This window comes from Novosphingobium sp. Fuku2-ISO-50 (assembly GCF_001519055.1).
Classification (GTDB): Bacteria; Pseudomonadota; Alphaproteobacteria; order Sphingomonadales; family Sphingomonadaceae; genus Novosphingobium.
On sequence record NZ_KQ954285.1, the window covers coordinates 277293 to 295413 of the forward strand.

The following is an 18121-nucleotide window of genomic DNA, read 5'->3' on the forward strand; positions in this document are numbered from 1 at the left end:
CCCCATTGCTGCTTTGCAGTGCAACAGGAGAATGACCGATCAGCCACCCATCATGCTAGACGCCAATTTTCGATGATAGGCATAGATATGATTTATGCCCGATGGATCACGCCGCGAGGCGCGTCCCGATCTGCGGCCCGTTGGTCGAAAAACGCCTGACTGCATCGACCAGCACGTTGGTTTCCTCGGCCAGCGAGCGCAAGGCTGCATGACTTTCCTCGACCATCGCGGCGTTCTTCTGAGTCGCGCTGTCGAGCGAACCAAACGTATCGCGCACATGCGCGAGATTTCGCGCCGTATCGCCCACGGCGCGGGTGATTTCGCCCACGGTCTCGGTAAACGTGGTGACATCATCGACCACTTCGCGCAGCACCTGACCGGTTTGCCCGACAAGCTCGACACCTTCCCCGACCAGCGCGGTCGACGCGGTAATCAGTGTCTTGATGTCGCGCGCGGCGTCGGCACTGCGCTGCGCCAGCGCGCGCACTTCATTGGCGACCACCGCAAAACCACGGCCCGAATCCCCTGCACGCGCGGCTTCGACCCCGGCATTGAGCGCCAGCAGATTGGTCTGAAACGCAATGCCGTCGATCAGGCTGACGATCTGACCGATTTCTCCGGAGGAATGCTGGATCTTTTCCATCGTCGCAATGGCGCAGGCGACGACTTCGTGCCCGGCTCTCACGCGTTCGCCGGACTGCACGATCGCGCCGTTGGCGGCCTGCGCGCGGCCCAGCGTAGCGCCGGCCACGTCGACCAGTTCGACAATCGTGCTCATGGCGTGTTCGACCGTGCCCGCCTGGATCTCGGTGCGTTGCGCCAGATCCTCCGATGCAGCGCGAATCTCGCCGGCGCCGGTGCGGATCTGGTTCGATGCGCGCACAACGTGCCCGACCAGCGCCTCAAGCTCGACGAGCGCCTGATTGAAATCGATACGCAGCGGCTCGAACGCGGGGGGAAAAGCCGTCGCAAAGTGGCCGCCAAGGTCGCCTGCGGCAAGACGACGCAAACCATCGGCAATCGCGGTCACCACGAGATCCTGTTCGGCGCCGCGCTGGGCCCGTTCGCGCGCGGCCTCGCGTTCGGCCTCCAGAGCGGCAGCCTGTGCGGCGGCGCGAGAGACGAGCAGCACTTCGAACTGCAGCGCGATTTGCACCAGCACGCCCGTTTCGACCACCACGACCACGGCATGCAGCAGCACCCGCCCAAAATCGCTCGCCGCGCCGAACACCAGCGTCGGAGCAAGAAAGTTGAGCGCAAGGTGATGCACGGCGGTCACTGCCGCGCCGGCCAGCACCGGGCGCCAGTCGGCCAGCACCGCAAGCACCGCGATCGCGGCAAAAAAAGTCATGTGCAGGTCGATCATCCACGCCCCGCCGCTCCATTGATAGAGCAGCACCGCGCAGAACAACGGCATCGTCGCCCCGAGCGCAACGCGCGTCATCGGGTCGGCGGCGCCGCGTAGCGCGGCAAGTGTCGGAAAGACCACGAGCGCCAAAGCCAGCAAGGGCGCCAAAAACCCCGATCCGGCAAAAGGCGCGGACACGATCACCACCAGCGCGGCGAGCCAGGCAATCCCGGCAAGGATGCGAACGCCCTGAAGGCGCAACGTGGCCAGTTCGTTCATGGCGACAGGTGTCCCTTTTCTCGTCAAGGTGTGGTCGGTTCTGCGGATGCGCAGAACAAGGCGGGCGCGCCCAACGGCAGCACGCCAGCGCGCAGGAAAGCCCATGCCGGGACGTCGCCATCGATCCGCACCAAAAGGCTGCCGGGTATCCATCCCGAACGCAGCACGGCAATCCGCCCCCCACCCGCCGCATGCACGGCAGACGCGGTACTCGGCGCGAACAGGGGGATCAGCAGGATCGCACCGCCCGGGCGCGGCAAAGCCAGGCATGCAGCAAGGATCGCGAGCACGAGGCACAGTTGAACAACCGCCGCGCGTGCCATCCGCCCGCTCACGCGGTGATCTGCAACAGCGATGAAAGGTCCATTGTCCAACAGCGGCGCGCCCAATCGGTTTTTCAGGCTGCCAGCTTTGTCAGACGGCGCCGAACAATCCCTGCCCGGCCATATCCGTAAAATTGCGCAAACGGCGCCTTTCCACACGCGCTTCGCCCGGCCGCATCAGCGGCAGGCGAAGCGCAGGACACGCCGCTCAATGCGGGAAAGTCAGGCCTTCGAGGCGATAAAGGCGCGCCAGCCGCCCAGATCGGTGATGTCGGTGGCGCCGACGATCGCGCGCGGTTCGGCGACGAAGCCCTTGACCGTGCTGCCATCGGCCAGCGTGACCGTGCCGATGGCCAGCGGCGGCGGGACTTCGGCCACAAAGCTGCCGAAGGCCGCCATGTCGAGCTCATAGACTTCGACCGCGATGGCCGCCCCCGTCGCATCGTGAATCAGCGCAGGCTTGGGCGGTACGCTGTCGGCCATGGCATAGAGCCGATAGCTCGGCGCGGTCTGGGTCGTGGCGATGTGACGCGCGTTGCGCGAGGTCAGTTGCCAGTGCAGCGGCATGCCTTCGAGATGCGCGCCGACAACGGCGAGATGCACGGTTTCCACTTTGGTCTCCAGATCGAGCGGGGGATGGGGGTAAGGATCGCCTGCGCACCAGCGCGCGGCCATGGCGATCAGCGCGCGGTCGGTCCAGGCCGGGCCGATCAGAGTCACGCCAAAGCCGGTGTCATTGCCGCGCCAGCCCGCCGGAACCGCAATCGCCGCCATGTCGAGCAGGTTCACGAAATTGGTATAGAGCCCCAGATTGCTGTTGAGCGCGATCGGCGCGGCGCGCATTTCGGCCAGGCGATAGATCGTCGGCGCGGTCGGCAGACACAGCGCGTCGATATCGCCCCATAGCGCATCGGCCTGTTGTTTCAGCTCGGCCAGGCGATAGATGCCCCGGAACGCCTCGACCGCGCTGCGCCCAAGACCGCCCTCGACGATCGTGCGCACGGTGGGATCGATGCTGTCGGGATGGTCGGCCAGAAATTCGGCAATCGCCGCCGTGCGCTCGGCGACCCACGGCCCGTCATACAACAGCCGCGCGGCTTCGGACAACGGCGCCAGGTCGATTGCGACCAGTTCCGCGCCCATCGCGACCAGCCGGTCGAGCGCCCGGGCATAGAGCCGTTCGGAGGCCGCATCGCCGAAAAACTGGCGCTGATGCGGCAAAGGCACGCCCACGCGCGACAGATCCAGCGCCCGATCCGCCTTTTCCCGCGACCACGGATCATCCCCGTCATGCCCCGCGACGACCGCATCGACCAGCGCGGCATCGGCGGCATCGTGGGCAAACACCGTGATGCAATCGATCGACCGGCAAGCGGGGACCAGCCCGGCGGTGCTCCAGCGCCCTTTGGTGGGCTTGAACCCGATCAGCCCGTTGAAGGCGGCGGGCACCCGGCCCGATCCCGCCGTATCGGTGCCCAGCGAAATCGGCACCAACCCCGCCGCGACCGCGACCGCCGAGCCCGAGCTGGACCCGCCACTGACATAGGCGCGGTTGAACACGCAGGCCGGCGCGCCATAAGGGCTGCGCGTGCCGTTGAGCCCGGTGGCAAACTGGTCGAGATTGGTCTTGCCCACGGGCACCGCGCCCGCCGCGATCAGCCGCGCGACGACACCCGCCGACCGCGCCGGATCATAAGCGAAATCGGGGCAGCCCGCCGTCGTCGGCGCGCCCGCCAGATCGATATTGTCCTTGATCGCAAAGGGAACGCCCGCCAGCGGCAGGACTTCGCCCGCCGCAATCCGCGCATCGACCGCGCGCGCCATGGCCAGCACGTCGGCTTCGGGCAGGCGGTGAATCCACACCGCAGGCTGGATCGCGGCATAGGCAGCAATCCGCGCCAGTGCGGCTTCGGCCACGGCTTCGGCGCGCGTCGTGCCGCTCGATACGGCCTCGGCGATGGCGGTTGCGGTCTCGGTCATGCCGGTTCTATCGCCAGCATGGCGGCACCGGGCTGGATCACTTGCCCCTCGCTGACATAGACGCGGCGCACGACGCCTGCCGAGGGACTGGCCACGGGACATTCCATTTTCATCGCTTCGATCACCGCAATCGGCTCGCCCGCCGCGACCGCGCGGCCTTCTCCGGCAAGCAGTTTCCACACGCTGCCACCGAACGGCGCTTCGACAAGTTCGGACCCTGGCGGCACGTCGATCGCCGCATCGTCCCCGCCCGCGCCGCTGCCCGCTTCGACCAGGGCGGCAACGCGGTCGAATTCGCCGCTTTCCTGCCAGCGCGCGCGCTCTTCGTCGAAAGCGGCCTGGCGGGTTGTTTCAAACGCGGTGATGCTGTCGGCATGGGTTTCGCGAAACGCGCGATAATCCGACAGGCGAAACAGGCCTTCCTCGATGTGAATCGCCCGGCGCCCCAGCGGGAAATCGCGGCGCCACTCGGTCAATTCGTCGTGGCTGACCGGGAAGAACCTGATCCGGTCGAAAAAACGCAGCAGCCAAGGCTTGCCATCCCGAAACGCATCGGCCTGCTTTCCAGAACCGACCCACGTATTCCACACCTGAATGGTGCGGCCAAACAACTGGTATCCGCCCGGCCCTTCCATGCCATAGACACACATATAGGCGCCGCCGATGCCCACGACATTGGGCGGGGTCCAGGTCCGCGCCGGATTGTATTTGGTAGTGACCAGCCGGTGACGCGGATCGACCGGAGTGGCCACCGGCGCGCCGAGATAGACATCGCCGAGCCCGAGCACGAGGTAATCGGCATCGAACACGATCCGCTTTACATCCTCGATCGTCTCAAGCCCGTTGACGCGGCGGATGAATTCGATGTTGTCGGGGCACCACGGCGCATCGTCGCGCACCGCGCAGATATATTTGTCGATGGTCTGATAGATCGCCGGGTCTTGCCATGACAGCGGCAGATGCACCACGCGCGAGGGGATGGCGAAATCGTCGAGCCCGCCCAGCCGTTCTTCGGCGGCAATCAGCGCATCCATCAGCGCGCCTTGATTCAACAGACGCGCATCGTAATGGATCTGCACCGAGCGCACGCCCGGCGTCACATCGATCACTCCGGGCAGCGCCAGCCGGTCAAGCTCCATCATCAGCGCATGGACGCGCAGGCGCAATTCGAGATCGAGCACGATCGGCCCATATTCGACCAGCAGATGGCGATCCCCCTGCCGCCGATAGGTCGCCGTGGGCCGCGCGCCATCGGCGGCAATGGTGTGGAGCACGGGCGATGTCGGCGGTGTGCGCTCGCCTGTAAACGGCGCCGGAGCGGCCAGCGTTGCCACCATGGCATCCTGCGCGCGCTCTGCATCGCGCGCTTCGGCTTCGGAAACCGGCGCAAAGCGCACGGTATCGCCCGGCGAAAGCTGCCCCACTTTCCACAAGTCGGCCTGGATCACCACAAACGGACAGACAAACCCGCCCAGTGACGGCCCGTCGGGGCCGAGGATGATCGGCATGTCGCCGGTAAAATCGACCGCGCCGATGGCATAGGCGTTGTCATGAATGTTCGACGGATGCAGCCCCGCTTCGCCGCCGTCGCGCCGCGCCCATTCGGGCTTTGGCCCGACCAGCCGCACGCCGGTACGGTTTGAATTGTAATGCACTTTCCATGGCGTTTCGCAGATCATCGCCACGTCGCCCGGCGTAAAGAAATCGGGCGCGCCATGCGGACCATAGAGCACGCGCACGCTCCATTCGTGGCCGATGGCCGGCACCAGCGCTGCGGGCAGCATCGCTTCGGCGCCGGTCGCTTCGCCAAAAAGGTGCAGCATGTCGCCGGTCATCACCGCGCGGCCTGCATGCCCGCCAAATTCGCCCAGGGTAAATGCGCTGCGGCTGCCGAGGTAGAGCGGCGCATCGAGCCCGCCCGCAAACAGCAGACACGCGCGCAAGCCCCCGCCCTGCACCCGGCCCACGCGCAAGACCTGCCCCGCGGCGACCGCCACCGGCGTCCAGCGCGGCACGGCAATGCCGTCGAGCGTCGCCCCGCACTCCGCCCCGGTCAGGCAGATGCGCGCAGCGCCCAGGAATTGCAGCACCGGCCCGGCAGCGGTGATTTCCAGCCCCGCCGCGCCTTCGGGATTGCCGAGCAGCCGATTGCCCAGCCGGAACGACAGCGCATCCATCGGGCCCGACGGCGGCACGCCGACATCCCACAGCCCGGTGCGCCCCGGATAATCCTGCACCGTCGTCGCCGCGCCCGCCGTCAACACGCGGATCGACGACGGCTGCCAGGCAAAATCGGCCAGCGCGCGCGTCGAAACCTGCCCGCTGACAAACACGTCGTCGCGCACCACCGCGCGCAGCCAGCGCAGATTGGTCTCGATCCCCGCCAGCCGCGTCGCATCGAGCGCCGATTGCAGCGCGACGATCGCTTCTTCGCGGCTCGGCGCCGTCACGATCAGCTTGGCCAGCATCGGGTCGTACCAGGCGGGCACTTCGCTGCCGCTTTCGACCCAGCCATCGACCCGCAACGTCGCGCGATCGCCGTCGGGAAACGCCACTTCGATCAGCCGCCCCGAACTGGGCTGAAAATCGCGCGACGGGTCTTCGGCATAGAGCCGGACCTGGATCGAATGGCCCTGCGGCTGAGCGACGAAGCCGTCAAGAAACGCAAAGTCCCCCGCCGCCCCCCGGATCATCCATTCGACCAGATCGACGCCGGTCACTTGCTCGGTAACGCCGTGTTCGACCTGAAGCCGGGTGTTGACTTCCAGAAAGAAGAAATCGTCGCGGATCGCATCGTAGAGAAATTCGACCGTCCCGGCCGAGCGGTACTTCGCCCCCGACGTCAGCCGCAGCGCCGCCTCGATCAGCGCCGCGCGCGTGGCGGCGGGCAAATGCGGCGCCGGGGTTTCCTCGACCACTTTCTGGTTGCGCCGCTGCAGCGAACAATCGCGCTCGCCCAGCGCGACGACATGCCCTTCGCCATCGCCGAACACTTGCACTTCGATATGGCGCGCGCGCGCGACATAGCGTTCGAGAAACACCCCGCCATGGCCGAAATTGCCCGCGCCAAGCCGCGCGACCATGGCAAAGGCCTCGGCCAGTTCGCTTTCATCGTGGCAGACTTTCATGCCGATCCCGCCGCCGCCTGCCGTGGCCTTGAGGATCACCGGATAGCCGATCCGCGCCGCCTCGACCGCCGCCGCTGCGGCATCGGTCAACAGGCCCGAGCCCGGCGCCAGCGGCACGCCATGCGCCTGTGCCAGATCGCGCGCGGTATGCTTGAGGCCAAAGGCGCGGATATTATCCTGCGTCGGCCCGATGAAGACGATCCCCGCCCTGTCGCACGCTTCGGCAAAGCCGGTGTTTTCCGACAGGAAGCCATAGCCGGGATGGATCGCCTCGGCCCCGGTCGCTTTCGCTGCGGCCAGGATCGCCTCGACGTTCAGATAGCTCTCGCCCGCCGGAGCCGGGCCGATCGGCACCGCCTCGTCGGCCAGCGCGACATGGCGCGATCCGGCATCGGCCTCGCTGAACACCGCGACCGAGGCAATGCCCATGGCGCGCAAGGTGCGGATGATGCGGCAGGCGATGGCGCCGCGATTGGCGATCAGGACTTTGGCGAACGGCAAGGGAGTCCGGGTCATGGCAATCTGGGTCATTCAGGCGCTCTTCGCATGGGGTTCCGCGCTGACCTTGCGCAACAAGGGCACGTCGTAGGTCGCGGTGGCACCGTAGCGGTGCGGGGCATGGGGATCGTGGCGCCGCTTGTCGAAAGCGAGCACGCGCGTACCGAGCTTGAACGCCTCGGTAATGTCATGCGTGACCATGATCACGGTCAGCCCGTGTTCGCGCCACAGGCGGCTGACGAGTTCGTGCATGTCGGCGCGAATGCCGGGATCGAGCGCGCCGAACGGTTCGTCGAGCAAGAGCACGCGCGGATGCTTGACCAGCGCCTGCGCCAGCGCCAGCCGCTGTTGCATGCCGCCCGACAACTGCGCCGGATACTGATCGCGCGCATGGGTGAGGCCGACGGCTTCGAGCATGGCTTCGGCCTCGGCCAGCGCGGCACGGCGGCGCGCGCCAAACAGGCGCCCCATGATCGGCGCGGCGGCGCATTCGAGCCCGAACAGCACATTGCCGATCACCGTCAGATGCGGAAACACCGAATAGCGTTGAAACACCACCCCGCGATCGGGGCCGCATTCGGCGCGCATCGGCTCTCCATTCAGCAGGATCTGCCCCCGACTGGGCGCTTCCTGCCCGAGGATCAGCCGCAGGAATGTGCTCTTGCCCGCGCCCGAAGGCCCCACGACAGAGACGAACGCGCCTTCGGCAATGGTCAGATCGACGCGTTCGAGCACGACTTTGTCGCCGTATTCGACCCAGACATTGCGCATTTCGAGCAGCGGCGGCTTTCCGGTCTCGCTCATCGTGCGCCTCCCCCGGCCCAGGGAAAGGCTCGGCGCGACAGCATCTGCAACAGCGCATCGGCGGCAATCGCCAGCAGCGAAATCCACGCCACATAAGGCAGGATGATGTCCATCGCGAGATAGCGCCGCACAAGGAAGATGCGATAGCCGAGCCCGACATCCGATGCGATCGCCTCTGCCGCGATCAGGAACACCCAGGCCGGGCCCATCGACAGCCGCAGCGTTTCGATCAGGCGCGGCATCATCTGCGGCAAGGCGACCCGGATCGCCACGACCCACGAATTGGCGCCCAGCGTTTCCGCCTTGATGAACTGTTCGGCGGGCAGCCCCGCGACATACGACGCCAGATCGCGAGTCATGTAAGGCGCGATACCGATCGCGATCAGCGCGATCTTGGCCGTTTCGCCCAGCCCCAGCGCGATGAACAGGATCGGCAGCACCGCGATCGGCGGGATCACCGCGATCACCGTGATCATCGGCCCGAGAATCGCGCGCGCGAGCGGCATGACCCCCAGCAAAAGGCCGATCACCAGCGCCGACACCGTCGCCAGCGCCAGCCCCGCGCCCAGCCGGGACAGGCTGGCCAGCGTATCGGCGAGCAGCGTGATCTGGCCGGTGACCGGATCGACTTGCGCCGCCATGTGCCAGATCGCCGCGCCCATCGCGCCCAGCGTCGGCAGGACTTTGTCCGCCGGATTGTCGGCATGGCGCAGCGCGGCGGCCAGCGCATAGGCCAGACACAGCAGCAGGATCGGGATGGCCCCGGCCACGATGCGTCCGCGTCGGCTGGGCCGCAGATTGATGAGGCGGGTCATCGCGGCGTCACTCCTTGTCGCAGGGTGCGATTGCAAACGGGCTCAGAGCTTTCCGTCGGCGGCGAGCTGCATATAGGTCGCATCGTAGCGCAGCTTGACATTGGCCGGATCGCCCAGCGTCTTGCCGCCGGGAAAGGCAATCCCGATCGCATCGACCGTAGTCGCGCCCGGTCCGAACTGCCCCTTGGCAAAGGCAAACTGGCGCACGCGGTCGGTAACGGTCATCAACTCGGCGCTCTTGGCCAAAGCGGTCGCGTCGGCGGCGGTGTAATAGAGGTGCGTCGTCTTGAGCTGCGCATCAAAGCCGTCGGGCGTGCTGCCCGCATCATGCGCCATCTGTGCGCGCGCTGCCTTTCCGGCGGCATCGTCCTTGTGCATCAGGGCCATCGTTTCATACCAGATTCCGGCGAGCGCCTTGCCCAGCGCGGGATTGGCCTTGAGCGTCGCGCTGCTGACCGCGAGACAGTCAAGAATCTCGTTGGGGATCTGGTGGCTGTCGAACACCAAAGTCGCGCCCGGCGCCTTTTTCACTTCGGACAATTGCGGGTTCCAGGCGACCACGGCATTGACCGTCGGCGAGGCAAAGGCGCCGACGATGTCGGCATCGCCGGTGTTGACGAGCTTCACATCCGACAGCTTGAGCCCGGCCTTTTCGAGCCCGCGCGCCAAGAGATATTGCGACACCGACAGCTCGACCAGATTGACCGAGCGGCCCTTGATGTCGGCCATCGAATGCGCATTCTTCAGCACGACGCCGTCGTTGCCGTCGGAATAGTCGCCCAAAATCACCACCGAGGTATCCTTGCCCCCGGCGGCGGGAATGGTCAGCGTGTCCATCGATGTCGCGACCACGCCGTCAAGCTTGCCTGCGGTATACTGATTGACCGATTCGACGTAGTCGTTGACTTGCACCAGCTTGATCGAAATGCCGTATTTATCGGCCCATTTCTTCACGATCCCGGCCTCTTGCGCATAAGGCCAGGGCATCCATCCGGCATAGATCGACCAGCCGATGGTAAAGTCCTTCTTCGGCGCCTCGCTCGCGATCCCGTCAGCCCCGGCGGCGGGCCCGCTTTTCGAATGCCCGCAGGCAGCCAGTGCGAACAGACCGGCAAGAGCGAGCGAGCGGACAAGGCGGGAAGAGCGGATCACGGCAGAGAATCCTTTTGTCGTGGTTGATCGAGAGGTGCCCCATCGGCAGGCCATCACGCTAGAGCCTGATTTGTGATTGGGGGCATAGAAATCATCTATGCCCTGCATCCTCATGGATGAGGTCGCGCACGCAGGCGGCGCAGGATCTCTTCAAGGAACAATTGCGTCGGCGTGTCGCGCGTCGGAATCTGCCGCGAGAGGAGATAGATGTCATAGGCCGGTTCTGCATCGCGCGGCAAAAGCGGCCAGAGCCGATCGCGCGCGACAAGGTCTTCGGCCGCAAGCACCGGCAGAAACCCGATCCCCACCCCCAGGCTGATCAGGCGCTTGGCCTCGTGCACGTCTTCGGCCAGGCCGTTGACCACCGTGCCCAGGCCATAGCGCTGGCGCAGGCGGGTGATCGTGTCGAGCTCGTCGGTGCCGGTCAGCACGAAGCCCTGATCGCGCAAGTCGTTCAGGCGAGAGATCCGCTGGCCATAGAGCGGGTGATTGCGGTCGCAATAGAGCTGCTGCACTTCGACGAACAGCGGTTCGTAATTGAGCCCGACGCGCACCCCGCTGTCACAGCCGACGCCGATTTCGACTTCGCCGCGTTCGAGCGCTTCGAGCACGTCGCGCCAGGGCGATACGCGCAGTTCGATCTGGATCGCGGGATGACGACGGCGAAACGTGGCAATCGCTTCATCGAATTCGGGCGAGACGATCGACGAGATCATCTGGATGCGGACCAGCCCCTGGACCTGCTTCATCGCCTGCGCGACCTGATGCGGCACCATCCGCGCCGCTTCGAACATGTCTTCGCAAATCAGCAGGAGCGCGCGGCCCGCAACGGTCAATTCGACCCCGCCCGCCGACCGGCGCAGCAATTGCGTGCCGACATGATCTTCCAGCCGCTTCAACGCGACACTGATCGTCGGTTGCTGACGATTGAGCTTGCGCGCGGCGGCGCCGATCCCGCCCGCGCGGACGATCTCGACAAATGTGCGCAACAGGTTCCAGTCGACACGCGCGGCGAAATTGCGGTCGATACGGGCAGCAGGATCGGACATGGCGCCCACTCTGGCGCATCGGGAGCGAACGCGCCAGAGGCTGGCGGAAGGGGGCCGCTTTCAGCCCCCCTCCTTCTGCGCCTTCAGGCTTTGGGCATTCAGGCTGCGGGCAGGCCGACGCTGCGCCCCGCCGCTGCCGGACGCTCAAGCCCGGCATGCGCCGCCGCCAGCGCGGCAACCGCCTCGGCCACTGCGGGCAGCATCGCCGCGCTGCGTTCGGCAGCGGCATCGACATGGACCAGCATCTGTTCGGCGGTGGCGATCACGGCGCCGTCCGCGCCGGTCATGGCGTGAAAGATATGCAGCCGCTTGGCATCGGCACCAAGGATTTGCGTGGTCACGCGCACCGCTTCGCCCAGCCGCGCCTGCCCGAGATGGCGCAAATGGGTTTCGACGGTGTAGAACGAATGCCCCGCTGCAACATAGTCGAGCCCGGCCCCGATCCGCGCCAGCAGCGCATCGGTGGTATCGCCAAACAGCTTCAAATAGGCCCATTCGGTCATGTGGCCGTTGTAATCGATCCACGCCGCATCGACATGCGTGGACAAGAGCGGCAGCGGCCCCTCGCCCGTGGTTTCGGGCACAGCCTGACGCGCCGCCAGCCGTTCGGCATGGGCCTTGAGCGTCGCGCCCGAGGCAAAGTCATTGGCCTTGAGCGCGGTCATGACATCGACCAGACAGTCGTCGCGCTTCTGCTCGTAGGCGCGCAAGCCGATTCCGGCGGCCTGTTCGTCGGACTGCGCGGCGACCCGGTCGGTCAGCTCGTCGGTCAGTTCGCACGCGACCAGCTTGGTCCAGGGCAGTTTCAGCGCCGGGCCGAACTGCGCGAGGAAATGCCGCATGCCCGCTTCGCCACCGGCCAGCCGATAGGTCAGGAACGTGCCCATGAACGACCAGCGCAGCCCCGCGCCATAGCGGATCGCATCGTCGATTTCCGCCGTCGTCGCCACGCCGTCATTGACCAGCCACAGCGCCTCGCGCCACAGCGCTTCGAGCAGGCGGTCGGCAATGAACCCGTCGATTTCGACGCGCACCTGCAAGGGCTGCATCCCGCACGACGTATAAAGCGCGGTAGCCAGATCCTTGGTCGCCTGGCTGGTCGCTTCGCCGCCGCAGATTTCGACGAGCGGCAAAAGGTAGACCGGATTGAACGGATGGCCGACGACAAAACGTTCGGGATGCGCCATCCCCGATTGCAGGCGGCTGGGCAACAGGCCGGACGTCGACGAGCCGATCACCACCCCGGGGCGCGCCGCCGCTTCGATCTGCGCCAGTACGCGCTGCTTCAGCTCTTCGACTTCGGGCAGGCTTTCCTGAATGAAATCGGCGCTTTCGACCGCATCGGCAAGGCTCGTGGCGATATGCACGGCGCCTTCGGGCGGAAGCAGGGCGCCCAGCAACCGCTGCTGCGCACGGCGCGCGTTGCCGAGCACGGCGTCGACCTTGCGGCCGATTTCGGGATCGGGATCGAACATGCGCACGTCATAACCGGCCAGTGCAAAACGCGCGGCCCAGCCCGCGCCAATGACGCCGCCGCCAACGAGCCCGATCGTGCGGATCGTGGAAATATCGTTCATGGTCTCGTTCATGGTCAGGCCCACCGCTTGGTCAGCTTGAGCTTTTCGCGCACTTCGGCCGGGCCGAGCAGGCGCGCGCCCATGCCTTCGAGAATCTGCCGCGCACGCGACACGAGATCGCCGTTGCTGGCCAGCTGCCCGCGCCCGAGATAGAGATTGTCTTCCAGCCCGACACGCACGTTGCCCCCCGCCAGCGCCGCCATCGCCACATAGGGCAACTGCATCCGGCCGATCGAAAAGCCGCTGAAAATCGCGCCCGCAGGCATGCGGTGCACCATCGCCATCGTCGTCAGCGGATCGTCGGGCGCGCCATAGGGGATGCCCATGCACAACTGGATCATCACCGGATCGTCGAGCAGGCCTTCCTTGATCAGCTGCTTGACGAACACGAGATGGCCCGTGTCAAACACTTCGAGTTCGGGCCGCACGCCCAGTTCCTGCACCCGCTGGGCCATCGCGCGCAGCATGCCCGGCGTGTTGGTCATGACATAGTCGCCTGCGGCAAAGTTCATCGTGCCGCAATCGATCGTGCAGATTTCGGGAAGCAGTTCCTCGACATGGATCAGCCGTTCGAGCGGCCCGACCATGTCGGTGCCTTCCGGATTGAGCGGCAGCGGAGTCTCGCCCGGGCCGAACACGATGTCGCCGCCCATCCCGGCGGTCAGGTTGATGATGACATCCTTGCCCGAATCACGGATGCGCTCGACCACTTCGCGATAGAGTTTCGGATCGCGCGCGCCCTTGCCCGTTTCGGGATCGCGCACATGGATATGCGCGATCGCCGCGCCCGCATCGGCGGCCTCGATCGCGGCGGCGGCGATCTGTTTCGGCGTGATCGGCAGGCCGGGATGCTTGTCGGCGGTTTCGCCCGACCCGGTCACCGCGCACGTAATGAAGGGTTCGTAATTCATGGGTTCTGTCCGTCCGTTGCTCTTGTGCCGAGGATACCGCGCGCCCCGCATCAAGGGCCACGTTTTACGATCAGGCGCACACAATTTGCGACATCAGCGCGCCTGGATCGGTTCCTCGCCCACCGCGCGCGACGGCACCCCCTGATAGCGCAGGCCGGGAAGCAGGTGTTCGCGTTTCATCACCACGCTGTTGGCGCCCAGATGCGTGCGCTCGTCGATCATCGCGCCATAAAGCGGCACCGTGCCGCGCGACAGCGTTGCCCCCGCACCGATCCGCACCCGATCGACTTTCAACACCCGGTCTTCAAAAGTATGCGCCTGAAACATCGCGCTGACCGTGGCATGATCGCCGATCTCGATCATGTCGGGATCGACCACTTGCGCAAAGGGCGGCCCCAGCACTGCGCGACGCCCGATTTTCAGCCCCATCGCGCGCAGATAGACCGGCAACAGGAATGTGCCTTCGAGCCGACGCAGGATCGTCGCGGCATAGCGCGCCCAAGCGACATAGACATAGTCCCACCGGCTGCACCAGCATGACCACAACGCATGCTGCCCCGGCTTGACCCGCCCGATCAGCAGCCATTTGAGCGCCAGCACGGCGAGGCACAAGGCGACAAGCGGCATCAGCGTCACCGCCGGGATCACCAGCGCAGCGTAGGCCAGCGGCGAGACCGTGCCCCGCGCCGCGCTCAACGCCATGAACCATTCCGCCGTCAGCACCATCGGCAGCACCGGCAGGGCAAAGCGCAAGGCTTCCCAGAACACCCGGTTGGCATAGCGGATCGGCGAGGGATCGAACGTCAGCCGTCGGTCGACTTCGATCACTTCGCGGCGCGGCAGGTCGAAACTGGGATGGCCGAACCTCGCCTCGCCCGACGCGATCTCGGTGGCGCGGGCGGGCGTGGCAATCCCGATCAGAATGTCATCGGGAAGCTGTTCGCCGGGCGGAATGACCACATGGTTGCCCAGAAACGTAAGGCGCCCGATCCGGGTATGGCCCAGCCGCACCGTGCCCTGGCGAACGATCCCGCCGCCAAGATAGATTCCGTCGGCAAAGAAGGTTTCGGCGCCGATCGCGACCAATTCGGGCACGACATCGGTGATCGTGCTGATTTCGCACTTTTCGCCGATGTCCATCCCCGCCAGCCGCAGCCAGCGCGGCCAGAACACGGTCCCGGTCAGCCATTCGCCGGCCAGAGTCAGCATCCCCGCCTTGAGCCAGGCCCGCAGATAGGCAAGGCTCCAGCGCGACACCAGACCGGGCCGCACCGGCCCCATCGCCCGCATCAGCACCGCCGTCCACACCAGCGTCAGCGGCAGCGACAGCACGGTCACGATCAGCACGACGGCCCCTGCCCGCGTGGCAAACGTCGGATGCCAGGCCCAGCGCCACAGATCGGCCGCACGCGTGCCCGTCACCACACAGATCAGCAGCGCCAGCCCTTGCGCCGGCAGCGCGGCTGCAAAGGCAAGCCCCGCTTCGGCGCCCATCGCCAGGACGTCCCACACAGCATGCGGCAGGCCATCGGATACCGGCGCGGGCGACGCTGGCGACGGGCCGACCGATTTTGCCGGCACCCCGTCCCAGATCTCGCCGTCGGGAATGGCCATGCCCGGATTGAGCACCGACAGCGCGGTCAACACACTGTCCCGCCCCATCCGGCACCAGCCGCCGATCCCCGATCGGGTCAGCATGGTCGCCCCCGCTTCGAGCACGATCGGCCCGATGACGACATCGCCCCGGTCGAGATCGGCCAGCCCGATCATCGCGTCCTGTCCGATCGCCACGCCATCGCCGATGTCGAGCAAATCCCACCCGCCGCGCACCAGATCGACGCCGCGATGGATATGCACCCCGCGCCCGATCCGCGCGCCGAGCGCACGCAGGATCCCCTGTTGCAGCCCCGACCCCTGCAGCAGCGGCCAGGGGATCAGCCGCGCGGCCTGCACCACGATCCAGTGGCGCAGATACCACCCGCTCCACACCCGCGCACGGATCGGCCGATAGCGCCCGATCAGCACGCGTTTGACAAGCACCGCAAAGATCACCGAAAACGGGAGATACAGCGCCAGCGACAGCGCCGCGATCAACGGCATCACAGCCACGAGACCGATCGGCCCCAGCTCACCGTAGACCGCCGGAAACACCCGGAATGCCATCAGCCAGCCGAGCCAGCCCGACAGGCACAGCTCTGATGCCAGCCAGCCGATCTGCACCGCATTGGCCAGCCCCACGCGCACCGTGCCGACGCGCGGCTGATCCAGCTCGGCAGGCGGCGCCAGCCCGCCCTCGCACAGGGCATGCGCCTGCCGCGCCAGCGCACGCACGGTGCGCGCCTCGTAAATGTCGCTGACTGTGGCCCAATTGGTGCGGCTGTCGTCGCGCAACAGCGTGACCAGCAGCGCGGCGCTGAGCGAATCCCCGCCCAGGTCGGCAAAGAAATCGTCCTCGACCGAAACGCCGCCATCGCGGCGCAGCACATCGGCGACAGCCGCAGCGATCAGCCCCTCCATCTCGCCGACCGGCGCAATCATCGGGCGCGACCCGGCATTGAGGGCCAAAGTCAGCAAGGGCAGGCGTGCGCGGTCGAGCTTGCCCCCGACACTGGTCGGCAAATCGGTGATCACGCCGATCTGCACCGGCACCATATAGCCGGGCAGATTGCGCGCCAGCGCGGCGCGCAACAGATCGGGCTCTGGCGGGCGCGACAGATCGTCGGGCACGACAAAGCCGACCAGCTCGCTTCCCCTGCCGCTCGGCTGCATCCGGCACGCCGCCGCACGCACGCCTGCCAGCGCGCCCAGCCGCGCCTCGATCTCGCCCAGTTCGACGCGATAGCCGCGAATCTTGACCTGGGCGTCGATCCGCCCGTGATAGAAGACCGTGCCGGCTTCATCGCGATCGACCAGATCGCCGGTGCGATAGATCCGCCCCAGCCGGGGATGATCGACAAATTTTTCGGCCGTCAGGTCGTCGCGATGGCGATAGCCGCGCGCCACACCCGCGCCGCCGATGCACAATTCGCCCTGCCTGCCCGGTTCGCTCTGCCCGCCCGGTTTACCATGCGCGCCCGCCGGCACTTCGTTCAGCGCCTCGTCAAGCACCCAGGCCACCATGCCCGGCACCGGCCGCCCGATCCCCACCGGCTGCCCCGGCACGACATCGCAGCGCAGGCACGTCACCGCGCATTCGGTCGGGCCATAGCCATTGACCATGCGCCGCCCGGCAGACCACAGATCGGCCAGATCCTGCGGCAAGGCCTCGCCCCCGACATAGAGCAGGCGCAGATCGGGCAAGGCCGATTGCGGATCGGCACAGCCCGATGCGCGCAGCAAAGTCGGCGGCGGGCAGAACACGGTAACGCGTTCGTCCTGCAACCAGCCGACCACATCGGGGCCAAGCCGCGCCGTCGCGTCGTCCATCACCACCAGCGTCGCGCCCGAAGCGAGCGCCAGCCACATTTCCTCCAGCGAGGAATCATATGCGGCAGACGACCCCTGCACCACGCGGTCGCCCGGCCCGAGGCCGAATTCGGCAAGGTCCGAGGCGATGAGATTGGCGATATGGCGGTGTTCGACCTCCACCCCCTTGGGCTTGCCGGTCGTGCCCGAGGTATAGATCACATAAGCCAGCCGCGAGGGCGCCAGATCGTCGGGCAAGGCCACATCGGGCGCCGCCGCGCGCGCCAGCGCCGCAGCATCGAGCACCAGCCCCGGCGCAAGCCCCAGGCGATCGAGCCGTTCGAGCCCGTCCGCATCGGCCAGCACCGCCACCGGCGCGGCATCGTCGAGAATTTCGCCCATGCGCTCGTCGGGAAACGCGGCATCGAGGCAGGTAAATGCGCACCCTGCGCGCAAAACCCCGATCTGTGCCGCATAAAGCAGCGGCGAAGTCCGCCCGATCAACAGCGCGACAATCGGCTCGCTCCCGGCCCGCCCCGCCATGGGCCCGGCCATGCGCCCGGCCATGCGCCCGACCAGATGCTGCGCGATCCGCGTCGCCAGCGCGTCAAGCTCGCCATAAGACAGGACTTGCCGCTCCGCCCGATCGCGCCCCGGCGGCACGTCGATCGCCGGTGCAAGGCGATCGCGCGCCAACGGTCCGCCCAAAAAGGCGTGCAGCAGGCCGCGCAGCGACCCGCGCGCGTTCAGACGCTCGACTGTATTCATATGACCCTAGCTTTTCGCCTATCACCCGGCGTTCGTTCGGAACCGGGCGTTTGTCAACCCGACGCCCATGCACCACCGGCGGCC

Annotated in this window: 11 protein-coding genes; all 11 read right to left on the minus strand. The window is 66.6% G+C overall.

Annotated features, from left to right (window positions below):
* Positions 1 to 106: 106 nt before the first annotated feature.
* On the minus strand, positions 107 to 1627 hold the full coding sequence (locus AQZ50_RS01295; protein WP_067741488.1) for a methyl-accepting chemotaxis protein: 1521 nt from the start codon (positions 1625 to 1627) through the stop codon (positions 107 to 109).
* A 23-nt stretch (positions 1628 to 1650) separates the two neighbouring features.
* Positions 1651 to 2016 (minus strand): hypothetical protein, encoded by a 366-nt coding sequence (locus tag AQZ50_RS20695; protein ID WP_231730053.1) that lies wholly within the window; start codon positions 2014 to 2016, stop codon positions 1651 to 1653.
* A gap of 156 nt (positions 2017 to 2172) precedes the next feature.
* On the minus strand, positions 2173 to 3930 hold the full coding sequence (atzF, locus tag AQZ50_RS01305) for an allophanate hydrolase (RefSeq protein WP_067741492.1): 1758 nt from the start codon (positions 3928 to 3930) through the stop codon (positions 2173 to 2175).
* Positions 3927 to 7589 (minus strand): urea carboxylase, encoded by a 3663-nt coding sequence (gene uca / locus AQZ50_RS01310; RefSeq protein WP_231730054.1) that lies wholly within the window; start codon positions 7587 to 7589, stop codon positions 3927 to 3929. The genes atzF and uca overlap by 4 nt, the downstream gene beginning before the upstream one ends.
* Entirely contained in the window at positions 7590 to 8360 is a 771-nt protein-coding gene (locus tag AQZ50_RS01315; protein ID WP_067741494.1) for an ABC transporter ATP-binding protein, read from the minus strand.
* A complete protein-coding gene (locus AQZ50_RS01320) occupies positions 8357 to 9175 on the minus strand; it encodes an ABC transporter permease (protein ID WP_067741497.1) in 819 nt (272 codons plus the stop codon). The genes AQZ50_RS01315 and AQZ50_RS01320 overlap by 4 nt, the downstream gene beginning before the upstream one ends.
* 42 nt (positions 9176 to 9217) lie before the next feature.
* Positions 9218 to 10327, minus strand: a complete 1110-nt coding sequence (locus AQZ50_RS01325; protein ID WP_067741500.1) for a putative urea ABC transporter substrate-binding protein — start codon at positions 10325 to 10327, stop codon at positions 9218 to 9220.
* Between the two features lie 110 nt (positions 10328 to 10437).
* Positions 10438 to 11376: a LysR family transcriptional regulator gene (locus AQZ50_RS01330; RefSeq protein ID WP_067741503.1), complete on the minus strand. Its 939-nt coding sequence runs from the start codon at positions 11374 to 11376 to the stop codon at positions 10438 to 10440.
* A 98-nt stretch (positions 11377 to 11474) separates the two neighbouring features.
* Positions 11475 to 12953, minus strand: coding sequence for a carnitine 3-dehydrogenase (locus AQZ50_RS01335; RefSeq protein ID WP_231730055.1), 1479 nt, complete (start codon positions 12951 to 12953; stop codon positions 11475 to 11477).
* Positions 12954 to 12967: 14 nt separating this feature from the next.
* Positions 12968 to 13864 carry a beta-keto acid cleavage family enzyme gene (locus AQZ50_RS01340; RefSeq protein ID WP_067741509.1) on the minus strand — a complete coding sequence of 299 codons (897 nt, stop codon included), beginning with the start codon at positions 13862 to 13864 and terminating at the stop codon, positions 12968 to 12970.
* A 93-nt stretch (positions 13865 to 13957) separates the two neighbouring features.
* The gene (locus AQZ50_RS01345) at positions 13958 to 18037 is read right to left on the minus strand and encodes a non-ribosomal peptide synthetase (RefSeq protein ID WP_067741512.1); all 4080 of its coding nucleotides are present in this window, start codon (positions 18035 to 18037) and stop codon (positions 13958 to 13960) included.
* Positions 18038 to 18121: the final 84 nt, after the last annotated feature.